This is a genomic window from Microbacterium yannicii PS01 (assembly GCF_000304335.1).
In the GTDB taxonomy this organism is placed as follows: Bacteria; Actinomycetota; Actinomycetes; order Actinomycetales; family Microbacteriaceae; genus Microbacterium; species Microbacterium yannicii_A.
This window is the reverse complement of record NZ_CAJF01000002.1, coordinates 97,169-115,623: the sequence shown is the minus strand read 5'-3', so window position 1 is coordinate 115,623 and position 18,455 is coordinate 97,169. Positions and strand designations below refer to the sequence as shown.

The following is an 18,455-nucleotide window of genomic DNA, read 5'->3' as shown; positions in this document are numbered from 1 at the left end:
CGAGCCCCACAGCGATCGGGAGGGACGACCCATCACCGTCTATCTCGATCATGCGGCGACCACTCCGCTGCGACCCGAGGCGCGAGCCGCCTGGCTCGAGGCGACCGACGTCGTCGGAAACGCGTCGTCGATCCACGGCGCCGGCCAGCACGCGCGCCGTGCGCTCGAGGACGCGCGCGAGCGCCTGGCCGTGGTGCTCGGCTGCGACCCGATCGAAGTCGTGTTCACCTCCGGCGGGACCGAGGCGGTGAACCTCGCGGTCAAGGGTCTGTGGTGGGCGCGTACCGAAGCCGATGGCGTCGTGCTGCCGGACGGCGAGCACCACGCCACTCTGGACGCCGTCGAGTGGCTGGCCGCGCAGGGGGCACAGGTGCGACACGTGGCGCTCGATGCGATCGGGCGCATCTCGCCGACAGGGTTCGCCTCGGCTCTGCCCGGGGCCGCGTTCGCCACCGCTCTCGTGGCGAACAACGAGGTGGGGACCGTCAACGACGCCGCGGCGCTGGCGGCCGCCTCGGCCGACGCCGGCACGCCGCTGCACCTCGACGCGGTCGCCGCCTTCGGCCACGTGCCGGTCTCTTTCCGCGGGTGGCGGGGGAGTGCCCGCGGCTCGGCAGGCCTCGCCGCGCTCAGCGTCTCGGCCCACAAGATCGGCGGCCCCACCGGGGTGGGCGCGCTCGTGGTCGCACGGCAGGCGTCCCTCTCGCCGCTGGTGCACGGCGGCGGGCAGCAGCGACGGCTCCGTGCCGGCACCCAGGACGTGGCAGGAGCGATCGCGTTCGCCGTGGCGGCGGAGTTGGCCGAAGCCGAGCGAGAGACCGAGGCGCGGCGGCTCGGAGCACTCCGTGATCACCTCGTCGACGGCATCCGGGATGCCATCCCCGACGCCGAGCTGCTCGGAGATCCCGCCGGGCGGGTGCCCGGGAACGCGCACGTGCTCTTTCCCGGCGCGTCGGGAGAGACCCTGCTGTTCCTCCTCGATCGCGCGGGCATCGCCGCATCGACCGGCTCGGCGTGTCAGGCCGGCGTCCCGGAGCCCTCGCACGTAGTCACGGCGATGGGACGAACAGATGCCGAGGCCCGCCAGGTGCTCAGGTTCACCCTGGGGCGGACCACCCACCTCGACGACATCGCGGCCGTTCTGGCGGTCCTTCCCGAAGCGGTCGAGCGAGCGCGCGCGGCAGCCGGGCGCCGCTGAGCCGGCCGCAGCGCCGCCGGCCGCAGCGCCGCCGGGGTTTCGTAGACTGGAGGCATGCGGATCCTTGCGGCCATGAGCGGTGGAGTGGATTCCGCCGTCGCGGCCGCACGCGCCGTCGAGGCGGGCCACGACGTCGTCGGCGTCCACCTCGCGCTCTCGCGCGCCGGGGGCACGCTGCGCACCGGAAGCCGCGGCTGCTGCACGATCGAGGACGCCATGGACGCCCGACGCGCCGCCGACCGACTGGGCATCCCGTTCTACGTGTGGGACTTCTCCGAGCGCTTCCGCGATGACGTGATCGACGACTTCGTCGCGGAGTACCGTGCCGGACGCACCCCCAATCCGTGCATGCGGTGCAACGAGAAGATCAAGTTCGCCGCACTGCTCGAACGTGCGATCGAACTCGGCTTCGATGCGGTGTGCACGGGGCATTACGCGACGCTCGTCGACGGGCCCGACGGTCTCGAGCTGCATCGTGCATCGGATGCCGCGAAGGACCAGTCCTACGTGCTGGGCGTTCTGACCGCCGAGCAGCTCCGGCATACGCTGTTCCCGCTCGGTGCCACGCCTTCGAAGGCGCTCGTGCGAGCCGAGGCCGAGGCGCGAGGGCTCACCGTCGCGCACAAGCCGGACAGCCACGACATCTGCTTCATCCCCGACGGTGACACCCGTGGCTGGCTCGCTGAGAAGGTCGGAGCGACGCAGGGCGAGATCGTCGACCGCTCCGGCGCAGTGGTCGGCACGCACGAAGGCGCCCACGCGTTCACCGTGGGTCAGCGACGCGGGCTCCAGCTGGGGATGCCGGCCCCCGACGGCAAGCCGCGGTTCGTGCTCGAGGTCCGTCCCGTCTCCAACACCGTCGTGGTCGGGCCCAAGGAGGCCCTCGCCACGGCCGAGATCGCGGGAGGGCGATTCTCGTGGGCCGGACGCGCGCCCGCGACCGGTGTCTTCGCCTGCCACGTGCAGATCCGCGCCCATGCCGACCCGGTGCCCGCGACAGCACGGCTCGGCGACGGCATGCTCACCGTCGTCCCCGAGGCGCCCTTCGACGGTGTGGCCCCCGGCCAGACGGCGGTGCTGTACGACGGCACGCGCGTGATCGGCCAGTTCACGATCGACACGACCGTCTCGGCCGTGCCCGTCAAGGCCTGAACCGCGACCAGCGAGCGTCCGTGCCCGCTCCTAGACTGACGGGGTGACGGATGCCCCACTTCCCGATGACCCTGGTCTCGACGGCGCGCGCGCCGAGTCGCAGCAGCTGATCGAGCGCATCATCGCCGCGCGCGACGCGTACTACGGGCGCGACGCCGAGATCGTCGACGACGCGACCTATGACGCGTGGATGCACCGCTTGGAAGAGCTCGAACGACTGCATCCCGAGCTGCAGGGGCAGGACTCCCCGACCCAGACGGTGGGCGCGGCCGAGAGCTCGATGTTCGCGCCGGTCGAGCACGCCGAGCGCATGCTCAGCCTCGACAACGTCTTCAGCCCCGACGAGCTCCGGGACTGGTGCGTCAAGACTCGCGCGTCGGCAGGGCGGGAGGTGCGGTGGCTGACCGAGCTCAAGATCGACGGGCTGGCCATCAGCCTCCGCTACGAGCGCGGCGTGCTGACGTCCGCCGCCACGCGTGGTGACGGCCGGGTGGGCGAAGACGTCACCACGAACGCGGTCCGCGTCGCCGGCATCCCGCAGCGACTCGCGGGCACGGGCCACCCCGACCTCGTCGAGGTGCGCGGCGAGGTGTTCATCCCGATCGCCGCCTTCGAGCAGCTCAACGCCCTGCAGGCCGACATGCGCGACCGCGTCGTGGAGGATGCGCGCACACGGGCGCGCGGCTTCGACGAGGTGAAGGCACGCGTCAGCGCCGAGCGCCGCTTCCCGTCGTTCGCGAATCCACGCAATGCCGCGTCGGGCGGACTGCGTCAGCAGCTCGACAAGAAGGACGGGCTGGAGCGCGAGGCCGGTCAAGCGCGGCTGGACTCGCTCCGCCTGTTCGTGCATGGGATCGGCGCGTGGAGCCGGCCGCCGGTGTCGTCGCAGAGTGAGATCTATGCACTCCTGGCGGAGTGGGGCCTTCCGACGAGCCCGTACTTCCGCACGTTCGATGACATCGAGGGCGTTCTCGGCTTCGTCGAGTACTACGGCGAGCACCGCCACGCGGTCGAGCACGAGCTCGACGGCATCGTGGTGAAGGTCGACGAGCTCGAGCTGCACGACGAGCTCGGGGCGACCAGCCGCGCGCCGCGTTGGGCGATCGCGTACAAGTACCCGCCGGAGCAGGTCAACACCGAGCTCCTCGACATCGTGGTGTCGGTCGGCCGCACGGGACGCGCCACGCCGTTCGCAGTCATGGCTCCCGCACGTGTCGCCGGCTCGGTGGTGCGTCAGGCGACACTGCACAATCAAGACGTCGTGCGGGCCAAGGGCGTTCTCATCGGCGATACGGTCGTGCTGCGCAAGGCGGGAGATGTCATCCCCGAGATCCTCGGCCCCGTCGTCGAGCTGCGCGACGGCACGGAGCGGGAGTTCGTCATGCCGGACTCCTGCCCCGAGTGCGGATCCCCGCTCGCACCTGCCAAAGAGGGCGACATCGACCTGCGCTGCCCGAACACGCGGGCGTGCCCGGCACAGGTCCGAGGACGCGTCGAGCACATCGGCTCGCGGGGCGCTCTCGACATCGAGGCACTCGGCGAGGTCACCGCCGCCGCGTTGACCCAGCCCTCGGTACCCACCTCGCCCCCGCTCGAGACCGAAGCCGCGCTGTTCGACCTCACCCTCGAGCAGCTCGTGCCCATCGAGGTCGTCGTGCGCGATGCCGAGACCGGAGAGCCGCGCGTCGACGCGAAGAGCGGCGAGATCGTCCGTCGCGCTCCGTTCCGGCGCAATCCGAGTCCTTCCGAGAAGAAGACGGGCAGGACGGGGCCTCAGCCTTCGGCGCAGGCGCTCACCCTGCTCGACCAGCTCGAGCGTGCCAAGACCAAAGAGCTCTGGCGGTTCCTCGTCGCGCTGAACATCCGGCACGTCGGTCCCGTTGCGGCGCGTGCGCTGGCGCAGTGGTTCGGATCCGTCGACGCGATCCGCGCCGCCACACGCGACGAGCTCGCGGGCGTCGAGGGCGTGGGCGGGATCATCGCCGACTCGCTCACCGACTGGTTCGAGGTCGACTGGCATCGCGAGATCCTCGAGCGCTGGACTGCGGCAGGGGCTCAGCTCAGCACGCCCGGGCATCCCGGTCCCGGTGCCGCCCATGCGGCCGGCGGCGTGCTCGACGGCCTCACGATCGTCGCGACCGGCTCACTCGAGGGCTACACGCGCGAAGGGGCGCAGGAGGCGATCCTGAACGCCGGGGGCAAAGCCGCGTCGAGCGTGTCGAAGAAGACCGATTTCGTCGCAGCCGGACCTGGAGCGGGATCGAAGCTCGCCAAGGCAGAGGAGCTCGGCCTCCGAATCCTCGACGCGGCGCAGTTCCACATCCTCGTGACGCAGGGCCCGGCAGCACTGGACGGCGCCGAGGCTGGGTGACCTCCCGGGCTCACGCCCCGTTCGTCAGCGCCAGCAGGCGGTCACGAACCTGACGGCGCAGGACCTTGCCGATCAGCGACTTCGGCAGCTCGTCGACCACGAAGACGCGGCGCGGCACCTTGTACGGGGTCAGGATGCCGCGGGCGAACTCGCGGACAGCCTCGACGTCGACGTCCCCGGCGTCGGGAGTGCAGACGATCGCGGCGACGACCTCCTCGCCCGAATGATCACTGGGCAGCCCCACGACGGCGACGTCCTCGACGAGGGGGTGCTGCCGCAGCGCGCTCTCCACCTCGGTCGGCGCGACGTTGAAGCCCCCGGTGATGATGAGCTCCTTGATACGGTCCACGATCCTGACGAAGCCGGCTTCATCGATCGTGACGATGTCGCCGGTGCGGAACCAGCCGCCCGCGAACACCGCCTCGGTCTCTTCGGGCTTCCCGTAGTAGCCACTGAAGACCTGGGGACCGCGCACGACGAGCTCGCCGCGCTCTCCAGACGGCACATCCCTGCTCGGGTCGTCGGGGTCAACGACGCGGCACTCGGTGCCCGGCAGGGGCAGTCCGACCGTGCCGGGCACACGGTTGCCGGCGACCGGGTTGGCCATCAGAACGGGGGAGCACTCGCTCAGGCCGTAGCCCTCGACGAGATACCCGCCCGAGGCCTCCTCGAACGGCACGACGAGCTCGTGCGGCAGCGCCATCGCGCCCGAGATCGCCACCTGCGTACCTGCGAGCGACACGCCCCGCTCGCGCGCGGCCCTCAGGAGGCGATCCGCGATCGGCGGAACGAGGGGGAGGAAGGTCGCCGGATGCTTCTTCGTCACCTCCAGCACCATGTCCGGGTCGAAGCGGGGGAACAGCACCAGGCGTGCCCCCATCGACATCGCGAACGTCAGGCACAGCGTGAGCCCATAGGCATGGAACATCGGCAGCACCGCATAGACGACGCAGCCGTCGCCCCGCACGATCGACGGCACCCACGCGCGGGCCTGAGCCGCATTGGACAGCAGGTTCCGATGCGTGAGAGAGGCGCCCTTCGGGTTGCCGGTGGTGCCGCTGGTGTACTGGATCAGCGCGAGGTCATCCGTTGCGGGCTGGGGGTGCGACGCCGGCAGCGGCTCGGCGCTGACGATGTCCTCCCAGTCGACGGCTCCGTTCACCCGCTCGGTCAGAGCGCTGCGGGCTTCGCGCGCCTTGGAGATCGGCAGCCGCAGCGCCAGCCGGGTCTTCAGCGGCATGGCCCTCGTGATGTCGACCGAGACCATGCTCGCCACGGCCAGATCGGCGGGGAACTCCTGGATCGTGCGTACGACCTTGCTCCACACGATCGCATGCTTCGCGCCATGGTCCTCGAACTGCTTGCGCAGCTCTCTCGGCGTATAGAGAGGATTGTGCTCGATCACCACGGCGCCCAGTCGCAGAATGGCGTAGAAGGCCACGATGTGCTGCGGGCAGTTGGGCAGGACGATCGCCACCGGATCACCGGCGCGGACGCCCTGGGCGCGCAGGCCGGCGGCGGCTCGTTCGATCTGCTCCTGCAGGGCGCGGTACGACGTCGTGCGTCCGAAGAACTGGAGGGCGACAGCATCCGGATAGTCCCGGGCGGACGCCTCGACGATGTCGACCAGCGAACCGCTCACGGGGCCCAGATCCGCCGGAACTCCCTCCGCGTAGCTGGCGATCCAGGGGCGCGGCGGGTCGTAGGTCGTCACCTGCTCAGCCTATGCCCGGGGTCGCGCTGCCGCAGGGCGCGCGAGAGAGCGCCACTAGACTGTCCGGGTGTCTGAAATCACCCCCGATCTCGTGCGCCATCTCGGTGTGCTCGCCCGGATCCAGCTGAGCGACGAGGAGGTCGAGCGCCTCACCGGGCAGCTCGACGTGATCGTCGACAACATCGCGAAGGTGTCGGAGGTCGCGACCCCCGATGTACCCGCGACCAGCCATCCGATCGCCCTGCAGAACGTCTTCCGTCCCGACGCCGTCGGAGACCTGCTCACGCCCGCGCAGGTGCTTCAGAACGCACCGGATGCCGCGGACGGGCGCTTCCGCGTCACGGCGATCCTCGGCGAAGAGCAGTAAGGGGCTGTTGTGACCGATCTGACGAAGCTGAGCGCGGCTGCGCTCGCTGACAAGCTCGCTGCGGGAGAGGTGTCCAGCGTCGAAGCGACGCGTGCGCACCTCGAGCGCATCGCCGCGGTCGACGGCGAGATCCACGCGTTCCTCCACGTGAGCGAGCGTGCGCTCGACATCGCGGCAGGCATCGACTCCCGGCGCGCCGGCGGCGAGGAGCTCGGCCCTCTGGCGGGCGTGCCACTCGCGATCAAGGACGTCCTCGTGACGACCGACATGCCGTCGACCAGCGGCTCGAAGATCCTCGAGGGCTACATGTCGCCGTTCGACGCCACCGTGGTGGCGCGATCCCGGGTCGCCGGCCTCGTGCCTCTCGGCAAGACGAACATGGACGAGTTCGCGATGGGCTCGTCCACTGAGCACTCCGCGTACGGGCCGACCCGCAACCCCTGGGACCGCGACCGGATCCCGGGCGGCTCGGGCGGCGGCTCGGCCGCCGCGGTCGCCGCCTTCGAGGCCCCGCTCGCCCTCGGCTCCGATACCGGCGGGTCCATTCGACAGCCTGCGCACGTGACCGGGACCGTCGGCGTCAAGCCGACCTACGGCGGCGTCAGCCGTTACGGCGCGATCGCCCTGGCGTCGTCATTGGACCAGGTCGGCCCGGTCACGAGGACTGTGCTGGACTCGGGTCTGCTGCACGACATCATCGGCGGCCACGATCCCCACGACTCGACGTCCCTCGCCGAGGCCTGGCCCTCGTTCGCCGCCGCCGCTCGCGAGGGCGCCACCGGAGAGGTGCTGAAGGGGCTGAAGGTCGGCGTCATCAGAGAGCTGGCAGACAGCGGGTTCCAGACCGGTGTCTCGGAGTCCTTCCGCGCGGCCCTGGCGGCGATGGAGGCCCACGGCGCCGAGATCGTCGAGATCAGTGCACCCCACTTCGAGTACGGCGTCGCCGCGTACTACCTGATCCTTCCGGCCGAGGCATCCAGCAATCTGGCCAAGTTCGATTCCGTGCGCTTCGGCATGCGGGTGAACGTGCCCGGCGGCACCGTGGAGGACGTCATGGCGGCCACGCGCGACGCCGGTTTCGGCGACGAGGTGAAGCGACGGATCATCCTCGGCACCTACGCCCTTTCGGCCGGCTACTACGACGCGTACTACGGCTCGGCGCAGAAGGTGCGCACGCTCATCCAGCGCGACTTCGACGAGGCCTTCTCGCAGGTCGACGTCATCGCCACCCCGTCAGCGCCGACCACCGCTTTCCGGCTCGGCGAGAAGATCGACGACCCGCTGCAGATGTACCTCAACGACGTCACGACGATTCCCGCCAACCTGGCCGGCGTGCCGGGCATCTCCATCCCGTCGGGCCTGGCGGCCGAGGACGGCCTGCCCGTCGGCATCCAGTTCCTCGCCCCCGCTCGCGAGGACGTGAGGCTCTATCGCGTCGGCGCGGCGCTGGAGGCATTGCTGGTGGACTCGTGGGGAGGGCCCCTGCTCGACCGGGCTCCGGTCCTCGAGCCGAACGGAGGCGCCCGCTGATGGCCAAGGACAAGCTGATGGACTTCGACAAGGCGCTCGAACTCTTCGAGCCGGTGCTCGGATTCGAGGTGCACGTCGAGCTGAACACCGAGACGAAGATGTTCTCCGCTGCGGCGAACCCCGCCAACTCTGCCAACCACACGGCGGCGCCCAACACGCTCGTCGCGCCCGTGGACATGGGCCTTCCCGGCTCACTCCCGGTCGTGAACGAGACCGCAGTGCGCTCGTCGATCAGCCTGGGGCTGGCCCTCGGTTGCTCGATCGCCCCGTCGAGCCGGTTCGCGCGGAAGAACTACTTCTACCCGGATCTGGGCAAGAACTATCAGATCTCGCAGTACGACGAGCCGATCGCCTTCGAAGGACACGTCGAGGTCGAGCTCGCGGACGGCACGCTGGTTCCGGTTCCGATCGAGCGGGCGCACATGGAGGAGGACGCCGGCAAGCTGACGCATGTCGGCGGATCGACCGGCCGCATCCAGGGCGCGGAGTACTCGCTCGTGGACTACAACCGCGCCGGCGTCCCGCTCGTCGAGATCGTGACCAAGCCGATCTACGGCACGGATCACCGGGCGCCGGAGGTGGCCAAGGCCTACGTCCAGACGATCCGAGACATCGTGATCGGGCTCGGCATATCGGACGCCCGAATGGAGCGCGGCAACCTGCGCTGCGATGCGAACGTGTCGCTGCGGCCGCGCGTCGCACCCGGCGAGCCTGCGGAGCCCCTCGGCACGCGCACGGAGACCAAGAACGTCAACTCCATGCGCTCGGTGGAACGGGCCGTGCGCTACGAGATCCAGCGCCAGGCGGCGATCCTCGCTGCGGGCGGCTCGATCACCCAGGAGACGCGGCACTGGCACGAAGACACCGGCACGACCTCTCCGGGCCGTCCGAAGTCCGACGCCGACGACTACCGCTACTTCCCCGAGCCCGACCTGCTGCCCGTGGTCCCCGCGCCCGAGCTCATCGAGCAGCTTCGTGCGGCGCTGCCCGAGCCACCGGCGGCTCGTCGTCGCCGGCTGAAGGCTGAGTGGGGCTTCTCCGATCTTGAGTTCCAGGACGTCGCCAACGGCGGTCTGCTGGTCGAGGTGGAAGCCACGGTCGCGGCCGGCGCGGCGCCCGCCGCTGCGCGCAAATGGTGGACGGGCGAGCTGACGCGCATCGCGAATGCACAAGGACGAGAGGCCGCGGAGCTCGCGACTCCCGCCGATGTCGCGGCGCTGCAGGCCCTGGTCGATGCCGGGACCCTGACGGACAAGCTCGCACGACTGGTGCTCGAAGGTGTGGTCGCCGGCGAAGGATCGCCGCAGCAGGTCGTGGACGCGCGCGGACTGGCCGTGGTGTCGGACGACAGCGCACTCATCGCCGCGATCGACGAGGCGCTGGCTTCTCAGCCCGATGTCATGGCGAAGATCCGCGACGGCAAGGTCCAAGCCGCCGGGGCGGTCATCGGCGCCGTCATGAAGGCGATGAAGGGTCAGGCGGACGCCGCTCGTGTCCGTGAACTGATCCTCGAGCGCGCCGCTCAGCAGTAGAACCGCCGCGACGAGGGGCGGGGTCGCTCAGCGACCCGCCTCGCGCCGGCGTCGGAGGATCGGGGCAGAATCAGATCATGGGGCGTGGCGACGGGACAGGTCGGATCGTCTCACCCGAGAATGCCGACGACACGGGCACCGGCATCCTGCATGTCGACATGGACGCCTTCTACGCGTCCGTCGAGCAGCTGGACGACCCCTCGCTGCGCGGCAGGGCGATCATCATCGGCGCGCCCGACAGCCGCTCCGTCGTCTCCAGTGCGTCGTATGAGGCACGGAGGTTCGGCGTGCGGTCCGCCATGCCGGTCGGTCAGGCGCTGCGCCTCTGCCCGACCGCCGTGGTCGTGCCGCCCCACTTCGATCGGTATCTCGAGATGTCCGCCATGGTGATGCGGATCTTCCGCGACATCACGCCGCTGGTCGAGCCGCTCTCCATCGACGAGGCCTTCCTCGACGTGCGCGGCGCCCGCCGGCTGTGGGGGAGCCCGCTCGAGATCGCACGGATGCTTCGCCGCCGGGTTCTCGACGAGACGGGGCTGACCTGCAGCGTCGGCGTGGCGGCCACGAAGCACGTGGCGAAGATGGCATCGACCATCAGCAAGCCCGACGGACTCCTGGTCGTGGCGGAGCGGGATACGGCGGAATTCCTCGCCGCTCGCTCCGTGCGAGCCCTGTGGGGCGTCGGGCCCAAGGCGTCCGAGGCCCTCGAAGGGCGCGGCATCCGGACCGTCGCCGACGTGCGCGACACACCGCGCGACGTGCTGGACCGCGCTCTGGGACCGGCGATGGGCGACCGCGTCTGGCACCTCGCGCGGGGCATCGATCCGCGTCCCGTCGACACGAGCCGTGTCGAGAAGAGCGTGGGGCACGAAGAGACCTTCCACGACGACATCGCCGACACCCGGATCCTGCGCTCCGAGCTCCGCCGTCTCGCGGATCGGGTCGGTGCCAGGCTGCGCTCATCCGGCTGGGAGGCGACGACGATCGCGATCAAGGTTCGCTTCGCCGACTTCACCACGATCTCGCGATCGCAGACCCTGCCCGAGCCGACGGCGGTGAGCCAGCGGATCGGCGATGCGGCTCACGAGCTGTTCTCCTCCGTGGAGCGCCGACTCCCGGTCCGGCTCATCGGGGTGCGCGCCGAGCGGCTTCGACCCGCGGGCGACGGCGCCCCCACCCTCTGGGACGACGATGAGGGGTGGCGGCGCATCGAGGATGCCCTCGACGGGGCCGCGGCGAAGTTCGGACGGGGCTCGGTCACGCGGGCGACGCTCCTCGGCGGGCCGAGGGCGGGCGGCACCATCCCTTCCAGCCCGCCACCGCCGAAGCTCGACGAGGGCTGAGGCGCCTGCCGAGATCCTCGCGGCACTGGGCAGCCGGGCTCGGTGACGATAGCGTGGGACCATGCCCAACATCGCACTCGAACTCGGCAAGCAGTCGGCAACCTTCGGCGTCACGAGCGCGTACGGCGAACAGCAGGACATGGACGGCGTCCGTCTCATCCCCGTCGCGATCAGCTGGGCGGGCTTCGGCGGGGGTTCTGACGAGGCCGGCAACGGCGGCGGCGGGGGCGGCGGCTACGCGATTCCCGTGGGAGCTTATGTGCGCCGGGGCGATGACCTTCGCTTCGAGCCGAACATCGTGGCGCTGCTCGCGGTGGCGATCCCGTTCGTGTTCTTCGCCGGTCGCGCTCTCAGCCGTGTCATCCGCGCTCTCAAGAAGTAGCCTCGACCCTGTCGCGGTCGCGCTCGAGACCGCCGCCGCACGCGTGATCTCCGCCGTGACCCAGGTCGCGGCATCCAATCCGGTCGTCCTCATCGACGGCCGCAGCGGTGCCGGCAAGAGCTCCCTGGCGCGCATGCTCGTCGCTCGCTGGCCGCTCACCGGGCGCGTGCAGCTCATCGCGCTCGACTCCCTCTACCCGGGCTGGGATGGACTCGAAGCGGGAGTCGAGACCGCGCGCGAGCAGATCCTGGTCCCGCACGCACGCGGGCTCATCGGTGTCTGGCAGCGATGGGACTGGCAGCTCGACCAGCCCGCCGAGGCCCACGCGGTGGACCCCTCGCTTCCGCTCATCGTCGAGGGCGCCGGTCTGCTCACGCCCAGCACCGCACGTCTCGGCGACATCCGCCTGTGGCTCGAGTCGCCGGTCGTCTCGCGCAGGCACCGTGCCCTGACCCGAGACGGCGACACCTATCGTCCGCACTGGGAACGATGGGCGCGGCAGGAGCAGCGTCACGTCGAGGAGGACGACCCGATGGGGCTCGCGACGCACGTCTTTCGCGTCCCTTAGCCCGTTGAAGGACGACCCTGCGCTGCGGATGCCGCGTCTCAGTCGTCACCGTCGACGGCGGCGACCAGACCGTCCAGCCGATAGCCGAGCCACTCGTAGATGCCGAAGCGCGGGTCCTCCGCGTCGGCGCTCTCGGACTCGGTGACACCGAGCCTGGCGGCCAGAACGAGCCGGATCGCCGCCAACGTCCGCAGCCACGCCTGCGTCTGCACAGGATCGAGCCGCACGGCCACCGTCTCGAGAAGAGCGGGGTCGTCGGGATCGTCGGAGATGCGAGCCGCCTCCGCGAGGGACTCGAGGACGACAGCGGCATCACTGCTCCGTCGATCCAGGAGGTCGGCCTGGGTGAGGTCGCGGAACTCCTGTGCCGCGTCTCGGTCGTCGTAGGCGGGCGGCACCAGTCGCGCGATAGCGGGGTCGGCCAGCGTGGGAGCGGAATCACCCACGAGCTCGGCGAACTGCTGCACGAGTCCGACCAGGTGCGCAGCCTCGAGGCGCGCGAGCTCGAGGTGCACGACGCGGCCGGTCATCGCGGCGCCTGACGCACGGTCGCCCACAGCCCGTAATCGTGCATCGCCTGAGCGTGCATCTCCATCTGCTCGCGCGCGCCGACGGCCACGACCGCCTGACCTTCGTTGTGAACAGCGAGCATCAGCCGCTCGGCCTGAGCACGGGGAAGGCCGAAGTATTCGCGGAAGACGTGGGTGACGTAGCTCATGAGATTCACGGGATCGTCCCACACGACGGTCTGCCAGGGGCGATCCTCGCCGGGACTCTCACGGAACTGGACGGTCTCTTCGATGTCAGGATGCGCGAGTGCGACCATCATGCCCACCCCAGCTCGTGCAGACGCTCGTCGTCGATGCCGTAGAAGTGCGCGATCTCGTGCACGAGTGTGGTGTGCACCTCGTCCCGCAGGGCCCTCTCGTTCTCACAGGCCTTCAGATGCGGCTCGCGGTAGACGATGATCCTGTCGGGCAGCTCGCCGACACCATAGCGGTCCCGCTCGGTCAGAGCCCATCCGTCGTAGAGGCCGAACAGCTCGAGGCTGCCGTCCTCGGGTCGGTCTTCGACGACGAACACGATGTTGTCCAGCCCGTCGACCATGTCGTCGGGGAGGGCGTCGAGCTCGTCGATCACGAGCTGCTCGAAATCCGCAGCATCCATCTCCATCATGATGCCTCGGCCTACCCGGCTCCGGGCGAGATCGAGGCTTCGCGGAGCTCACATCTGGGGTGAGTAACGGGGCTCGAACCCGCGACATCGGCCACCACAAGGCCGCGCTCTACCAACTGAGCTATACCCACCATGTCTCCCGCCTGCGCGGGCAACCAGAAGATTCTCTCACATTTCTGGAGCGAACGACGACACGACGGCCGCCGCGGCCGCGCGTGCGCCGTCGCTGGTAGGACCGGGCTCGGGAACGAAGACCGCCTGCCGGTAATAGGCCAGTTCACGGATCGATTCCAGGATGTCGGCGAGAGCCCGGTGGCCGCCGTCCTTGGCCGGCGCGTGGATGTAGGCGCGCGGGTACCACCGCCGCGCGAGCTCCTTGATGCTCGAGACGTCCACGTTCCTGTAATGCAGCCACCGGTCGACCCGGGGCATGTACTTGGCGAGGAACATGCGGTCGGTCCCGATGGTGTTTCCTGCGAGGGGCGCCTTGCCTTCGAGAGGAACGAACCGCTGGATGTACTCGAGCACCTGGAACTCGGCATCGGCCACGGTGATGCCGTCGGGGATCTCGTCGAGAAGACCCGAAGAGCGGTGCATGTTCGTCACGAACTCGTTCATGTTCGCCATCGCCGACGCGTCGGGCTTGATGACCACATGGAAGCCCGGGTCGAGCTGCCGCAGCTCGAAGTCGGTCACGACGACCGCGATCTCGACGAGCTCGTCGGCGTCGAGATCGAGCCCCGTCATCTCGCAGTCGATCCACACCAGCCGATCGTTCTCGGATGTCCCCACCATGTGCTCCATCCTTCTGATAGGCCGGAAATCTAGACTCGACGGCGTCGCCGAGCACTGCGCCCCCCCGGGAGGATTCGAACCCCCGACCTTGCGGGTAGAAACCGCTCGCTCTGTCCCCTGAGCTACGGAGGGAAGGGTGAGAGACCAGGTTACCGGGTCGCGCCGACGCCGATGGATCTGGCGCACTGTGGGCTTGCGGCGTAGCGTCGGCGAGGGGAGGGCATCGAAAGGAGTCCACGATGAGCAGCACACAGACGCACCACTCGCTGTGGGTCGCCTACGGCGCTTCGGGTGTCGCGGGCAGCATCCGGAAGAACGACGACGGCTACACCGTGACGATGGCCGGTGCAGACACGGTCACAGGCACCTACCCGTCCATGGAGGTGGCGAAGAGCGCCCTCCACGCCCACATGCCGCCCGGGAGCGACTGGCCGCAGTTCCGCGAGCACTGATCCGCCCGCAGCTCGCGCTCACACGGGGCGTCGTTCGTTCACGCCCTGGGCGGCGGGCGATGACGCCGGCCCGGTCGAGCCGGTCGGCGAACGCCGGGTGTCGAGCAGGGGCAGCGCGATGTGCACGAGCGGCCCGATCAGCAGCGCGAAGAGCACGGTGCCGATACCCACGGTGCCGCCCAGCAGCCAGCCGATGAGCAGCACGGTGAGCTCGACGAGAGCGCGCGAGAGCCAGATCGGCCATCCGAGGCGCGCGTGCATGCCCGTCATCAGTCCATCGCGCGGACCAGGTCCGAACCGCGCCCCGATGTAGAGCCCCGACGCGATCGCGACGAGGACGATCCCAGCCAGGAGAACGGCGAGCTGGACGACGATTCCCGACATCGGGGGGATCAGCCACAGCGCCGCTTGCATGCTGGTGCCCACCAGCAGGATGTTCGCGATCGTGCCGACGCCGGGCTTCTGCCGCAGCGGGATCCACAGGAGTAGGACGAAGAACCCGAGGATGTTGGTGACCCAGCCCACGCCGATGCCGGTGTGGATGGAGAGTCCCTGAGCGAAGACGGTCCACGGATCGACTCCGAGTCCGGCCTCGATGGTGAGCGCGCAGCCGACTCCGTAGATGACGAGACCGACGAGCAGCTGGAGGATGCGGCGGGACATGAGACCATCCAATCGCACGATTGGATGGTGCGACGCAGTCCAATATGGATACTCTGGCCGCATGGACTCCCGTATCTCTGCCCGCGCGCTGGCTGCCGCGCTCGGCGGCTGGCGCAGCAGGGAGCCGGTTTACGAGGCACTGGCCGACGGTGTGCGTCTGCTCTGCCTCGACAATCGGCTGGCGCCGCGCACGACGCTTCCCGCGGAACGCGAACTGGCCGCGGCCCTCGCAGTGAGCCGAAGCACCGTCGCCGCGGCGTACCGCAGCCTGCGCGAGACCGGTCACATCGCGAGCCTCCGGGGGTCGGGCAGCGTGACGCTGGCGCTCGTGCGCAGGGATCCCGGTCGCGCCACCGCGGCCGAGGGCATGATCGACCTCCAGCAGGCCAGCCCACCGGCATGGCCCGGCCTGGCGGGAGTGATCGCGGAGGTCGCGGCATCCGCTCCATCCTTGGTGTCACGCGTCGGATACGACGTCCTCGGGCGGATCGAGCTTCGCGAAGCCATCGCCGATCGCTACACCCGGCGGGGAATCCTCACGCAGCCCGGCGAGGTGCTGGTGACGACGGGCGCGCAGAGTGCGATCCACCTCATCGCGTCGGTGCTTCTCGGACGAGGCGATCGGGTGCTGGTCGAGACGCCGACCTACCCCCACGCCGTCGACGCGCTGCGTCGGGTGGGCGCGCGGCCGATCGGGGTGCCCGTCACCACCGACTCCGGCTGGGACCTCGACCGCGCGGAGCAGGCCTTCGCCCGCGCGCTACCGGTCGCGGCATATCTGATGCCCGACTTCCACAATCCGACCGGGCGGACGATGTCGGATGCCGAGCGTGAGGCGATCCTGCGTGCGGGAGAGCGAGCGGGTTCGGTGCTGGTGCTCGATGAGACGACGGCCGACCTCGATATCGATCGGGGCGCCGTGGCGCCGGGGTTCGCCGGCTCGGAGCCGGGCACCGTGGTGCGGATCGGATCGCTCGGAAAGACCGTCTGGGGAGGTCTGCGCGTGGGCTGGGTCCGCGCGGAGGGCGACCTGATCCGGCGCCTCGTCGCCGCACGACCCGCCCAGGACCTGGGGACGCCCGAGATCGAGCAGGCCGTTGCCACGCGCGTCCTCGAGGACTTCGACGAGGTCGTGGCGCAGAGGTCGGTGCTGCTGCGATCCGGGCGCGACGCGCTGGTGGAGGCGCTCGCTGACCGCCTTCCACGCTGGCGCGTGCCTTCGACGCACGGCGGTGTGTCTCTGTGGATCGAATTGGATGCCGCGCTGAGCTCCGCGCTGGTGATGGACGTGCGGTCGCATGGCGTACTGCTTTCGGCGGGACCCCGATTCTCGATCGAAGGCGGACACGACCGCCATCTGCGGATGCCCTTCACGGCTTCACCGGACGAGCTGGTACGTGCGACGCACGCGCTCGCGAGGTCGTGGGAGGCCGTCACGGCCGCAGCGCCGACATCCATCGTCGATCAGGTCGGCGCGGTCGTCTGACGCCTGAGCGACCCGAGGTGTGACCGGTTCGGCGCCGACGGGACGTGGCCGGACTCGTCACCTCGCGAAGCGGAGGCAGTCGATCGCGTCGGCCGCGTTCCAGAATTCGCCCAGTTCGAGAAACGCTCGCGATGCGGCATGGAACCGTCGGGCGCGGAAGCGCACGCCATCGGGCTGCGCGATCGCCTGCAGATGCCCGATCACACGCCCGCTCCGGTCGATCACCCGCCACAGGGATGCCGCGGCGCGGGCGAGCCGCACGGGCACGCCCGCCGGCACGCTCGGGGCGTGCACCGCGTCGAGTTCAGTGATGTCGGACATGTTCCCTCCTTCCTTCGAAGATATGTGCGACCTCCGACATCGACAGCGCTTCTGACCTGCGGTTCCTCCCCAGCGCGACCGACTCGCGGGCTGTCCCCAGAAGCGCCGAGCCCTTTTCGGACGGCATACCCGTCGCGTGAGGCTGGGGTGTCGCCGGCGCTCACCGGGCACGGGGCGCCGGCGACACCGGGGAGGGTCCCCGGACACCACGAGAGGAAGCGACATGAGCGACTCGATCACGATCACCGGCAACATCGCCACAGCCCCCGAACTCAAGCGCACGCCGAACGGCGTGACGATCACGACATTCCGCGTGGCCAGTGCGCTGAGGCGCTACGACCGGGCTACCGGCACGTGGGTGGATGCGGGCACCAACTGGTACACGGTCTCGGCGTTCCGGGGGCTGGCCGAGCATGCCTACGACTCGCTGCACAGAGGGGACCGGGTGCTGCTGACCGGCCGGCTACGCCTGCGCGAATGGGAGAGCGGTGCCAAACGCGGTCTCTCGGTCGAGATCGACGCGGAGGCGATCGGCCACGACCTGCTGTGGGGTACGAGCAGGTTCGTCAAGAGCTCGCAGTCCTCCACCGCGGATCGCGAGAAGGACTGGGGCGGGCCTGGCGAATCCGACGCCTGGGCTGCGCCGGGCATCGGGATCGACCCCGCGAGCCCGCCGGCACTCAGTGCCCTGCCGTCACTCGATCGCCACGGCACCCGAGTCGTGAGCGGGGATGAGGCGAACGACCCGGACGCCGGTGCTGAAGCCGAGCCTGAGCCGCAGGACCGAGTCGGCGCCGAGGTGCCCTTCTGACCCTCCGCGGGTGTCGGGGCCGACGCACGTAGACTCTCCCCGTGCCCCGACACTCCGCCTTCTTCCCGCGTGGGCGCACCACGCCGGCCTCTCGGCGGCTGAGCACGCTCGTCATCGCCTGCGGCGTCGTCCTCCTGGCCGGCTGCAGCGTGCCCGATGCGGCGCCGTCGGGCGGAACGGCCACGGTGTCCCCGCAGCCCACCGCCGAGCCGTCACCCGCCGTCACCGCCCCTTCCGGACCGGTGCTCGTGCCGGACGGCAGCGCGGCCGACAACCTCGAGCTGTTCTCGACGGTCACCGCATCCGTGTGGAACTCGGACGCGCGCGAATCGGGCCGCGCCTACGTGGACGCCCTCGTCGCCGCCGGGTTCGACAAGGCGTCGATGCAGGTCACCGAGGATCTCTCGACCGTGGGCAACCGCGCGGAGAGCATCCAGTTCTCGGTCCTGTGGGGTCAGGAGTGCCTGATCGGGCAGGTGGGCCCGGCCACGGGGGAGCCCGTCGCCGTGGTGGTGCCGGTTCTGGGCGAGGGCATGTGCCTCGTCGGGCAGACGCGGCCCATCGACTGGTGACGTCGCGCACTGCTCACGACGC

General features: G+C 70.0%; 20 protein-coding genes and 2 tRNA genes. 13 read left to right on the top strand and 9 right to left on the bottom strand.

Annotation, left to right across the window (positions count from 1 at the left end):
- The first annotated feature begins 31 nt into the window (after positions 1 to 31).
- The 3 genes from WYM_RS01830 to ligA are packed head-to-tail and all read left to right on the top strand — an operon-like array spanning position 32 to position 4,721.
- Entirely contained in the window at positions 32 to 1,198 is a 1,167-nt protein-coding gene (locus WYM_RS01830; protein WP_026059469.1) for a cysteine desulfurase family protein, read from the top strand.
- A 54-nt stretch (positions 1,199 to 1,252) separates the two neighbouring features.
- On the top strand, positions 1,253 to 2,350 hold the full coding sequence (mnmA, locus tag WYM_RS01825; RefSeq protein WP_019179115.1) for a tRNA 2-thiouridine(34) synthase MnmA: 1,098 nt from the start codon (positions 1,253 to 1,255) through the stop codon (positions 2,348 to 2,350).
- Positions 2,351 to 2,393: 43 nt separating this feature from the next.
- The gene (gene ligA / locus WYM_RS01820) at positions 2,394 to 4,721 is read left to right on the top strand and encodes an NAD-dependent DNA ligase LigA (RefSeq protein ID WP_019179114.1); all 2,328 of its coding nucleotides are present in this window, start codon (positions 2,394 to 2,396) and stop codon (positions 4,719 to 4,721) included.
- A gap of 10 nt (positions 4,722 to 4,731) precedes the next feature.
- Here the strand turns inward: ligA and WYM_RS01815 are convergent, their stop codons facing one another.
- Positions 4,732 to 6,435 (bottom strand): long-chain-fatty-acid--CoA ligase, encoded by a 1,704-nt coding sequence (locus tag WYM_RS01815; protein WP_019179113.1) that lies wholly within the window; start codon positions 6,433 to 6,435, stop codon positions 4,732 to 4,734.
- Between the two features lie 67 nt (positions 6,436 to 6,502).
- On the opposite strand from WYM_RS01815, the gene gatC reads away from it, so the two are divergent.
- The 6 genes from gatC (at position 6,503) to WYM_RS01785 (ending at position 12,157) form a co-directional block, all read left to right on the top strand.
- On the top strand, positions 6,503 to 6,802 hold the full coding sequence (gene gatC, locus WYM_RS01810; RefSeq protein ID WP_026059467.1) for an Asp-tRNA(Asn)/Glu-tRNA(Gln) amidotransferase subunit GatC: 300 nt from the start codon (positions 6,503 to 6,505) through the stop codon (positions 6,800 to 6,802).
- Between the two features lie 9 nt (positions 6,803 to 6,811).
- Positions 6,812 to 8,332 carry an Asp-tRNA(Asn)/Glu-tRNA(Gln) amidotransferase subunit GatA gene (gene gatA / locus WYM_RS01805; RefSeq protein WP_019179111.1) on the top strand — a complete coding sequence of 507 codons (1,521 nt, stop codon included), beginning with the start codon at positions 6,812 to 6,814 and terminating at the stop codon, positions 8,330 to 8,332.
- Positions 8,332 to 9,864, top strand: a complete 1,533-nt coding sequence (gatB, locus tag WYM_RS01800) for an Asp-tRNA(Asn)/Glu-tRNA(Gln) amidotransferase subunit GatB (protein ID WP_019179110.1) — start codon at positions 8,332 to 8,334, stop codon at positions 9,862 to 9,864. Before gatA ends, gatB begins: the two co-directional genes overlap by 1 nt.
- Before the next feature lie 77 nt (positions 9,865 to 9,941).
- Positions 9,942 to 11,207, top strand: coding sequence for a DNA polymerase IV (dinB, locus tag WYM_RS01795; protein WP_019179109.1), 1,266 nt, complete (start codon positions 9,942 to 9,944; stop codon positions 11,205 to 11,207).
- A 61-nt stretch (positions 11,208 to 11,268) separates the two neighbouring features.
- Positions 11,269 to 11,589 (top strand): hypothetical protein, encoded by a 321-nt coding sequence (locus WYM_RS01790; RefSeq protein ID WP_019179108.1) that lies wholly within the window; start codon positions 11,269 to 11,271, stop codon positions 11,587 to 11,589.
- A gap of 43 nt (positions 11,590 to 11,632) precedes the next feature.
- On the top strand, positions 11,633 to 12,157 hold the full coding sequence (locus WYM_RS01785; protein ID WP_019179107.1) for a hypothetical protein: 525 nt from the start codon (positions 11,633 to 11,635) through the stop codon (positions 12,155 to 12,157).
- A gap of 38 nt (positions 12,158 to 12,195) precedes the next feature.
- Here the strand turns inward: WYM_RS01785 and WYM_RS01780 are convergent, their stop codons facing one another.
- The 6 genes from WYM_RS01780 to WYM_RS01755 all read right to left on the bottom strand — a co-directional run bounded on the left by WYM_RS01780 (position 12,196) and on the right by WYM_RS01755 (position 14,260).
- Positions 12,196 to 12,687, bottom strand: coding sequence for a DUF2017 family protein (locus tag WYM_RS01780; RefSeq protein ID WP_026059465.1), 492 nt, complete (start codon positions 12,685 to 12,687; stop codon positions 12,196 to 12,198).
- Positions 12,684 to 12,992 (bottom strand): ATP-dependent Clp protease adapter ClpS, encoded by a 309-nt coding sequence (gene clpS / locus WYM_RS01775; RefSeq protein WP_019179105.1) that lies wholly within the window; start codon positions 12,990 to 12,992, stop codon positions 12,684 to 12,686. Before clpS ends, WYM_RS01780 begins: the two co-directional genes overlap by 4 nt.
- The gene (locus WYM_RS18970; protein ID WP_019179104.1) at positions 12,983 to 13,330 is read right to left on the bottom strand and encodes a metallopeptidase family protein; all 348 of its coding nucleotides are present in this window, start codon (positions 13,328 to 13,330) and stop codon (positions 12,983 to 12,985) included. Before WYM_RS18970 ends, clpS begins: the two co-directional genes overlap by 10 nt.
- Positions 13,331 to 13,388: 58 nt before the next feature.
- Positions 13,389 to 13,464: transfer RNA gene (locus WYM_RS01765), tRNA-His, on the bottom strand.
- Positions 13,465 to 13,501: 37 nt separating this feature from the next.
- Complete coding sequence (orn, locus tag WYM_RS01760; RefSeq protein ID WP_019179103.1) at positions 13,502 to 14,128, bottom strand: oligoribonuclease; 627 nt, start codon at positions 14,126 to 14,128, stop codon at positions 13,502 to 13,504.
- Between the two features lie 59 nt (positions 14,129 to 14,187).
- A tRNA-Arg gene (locus tag WYM_RS01755) sits at positions 14,188 to 14,260 on the bottom strand.
- A 107-nt stretch (positions 14,261 to 14,367) separates the two neighbouring features.
- Here WYM_RS01755 and WYM_RS01750 point away from each other — a divergent pair.
- On the top strand, positions 14,368 to 14,580 hold the full coding sequence (locus tag WYM_RS01750) for a hypothetical protein (protein ID WP_019179102.1): 213 nt from the start codon (positions 14,368 to 14,370) through the stop codon (positions 14,578 to 14,580).
- Positions 14,581 to 14,598: 18 nt separating this feature from the next.
- On the opposite strand, the gene WYM_RS01745 is transcribed toward WYM_RS01750, so the two are convergent.
- On the bottom strand, positions 14,599 to 15,243 hold the full coding sequence (locus WYM_RS01745; protein WP_019179101.1) for a YczE/YyaS/YitT family protein: 645 nt from the start codon (positions 15,241 to 15,243) through the stop codon (positions 14,599 to 14,601).
- 61 nt (positions 15,244 to 15,304) lie between these two features.
- Between WYM_RS01745 and WYM_RS01740 the strand changes: the two genes are divergently transcribed.
- On the top strand, positions 15,305 to 16,729 hold the full coding sequence (locus tag WYM_RS01740; protein WP_019179100.1) for a PLP-dependent aminotransferase family protein: 1,425 nt from the start codon (positions 15,305 to 15,307) through the stop codon (positions 16,727 to 16,729).
- 57 nt (positions 16,730 to 16,786) lie between these two features.
- Here WYM_RS01740 and WYM_RS01735 read toward each other — a convergent pair whose 3' ends face one another.
- Entirely contained in the window at positions 16,787 to 17,050 is a 264-nt protein-coding gene (locus WYM_RS01735) for a hypothetical protein (RefSeq protein WP_019179099.1), read from the bottom strand.
- Between the two features lie 223 nt (positions 17,051 to 17,273).
- Here WYM_RS01735 and WYM_RS01730 point away from each other — a divergent pair, with 223 nt between their 5' ends.
- Positions 17,274 to 17,861: a single-stranded DNA-binding protein gene (locus WYM_RS01730; RefSeq protein WP_019179098.1), complete on the top strand. Its 588-nt coding sequence runs from the start codon at positions 17,274 to 17,276 to the stop codon at positions 17,859 to 17,861.
- 41 nt (positions 17,862 to 17,902) lie between these two features.
- Positions 17,903 to 18,433 (top strand): DUF6993 domain-containing protein, encoded by a 531-nt coding sequence (locus WYM_RS22125; protein WP_019179097.1) that lies wholly within the window; start codon positions 17,903 to 17,905, stop codon positions 18,431 to 18,433.
- Positions 18,434 to 18,455: the final 22 nt, after the last annotated feature.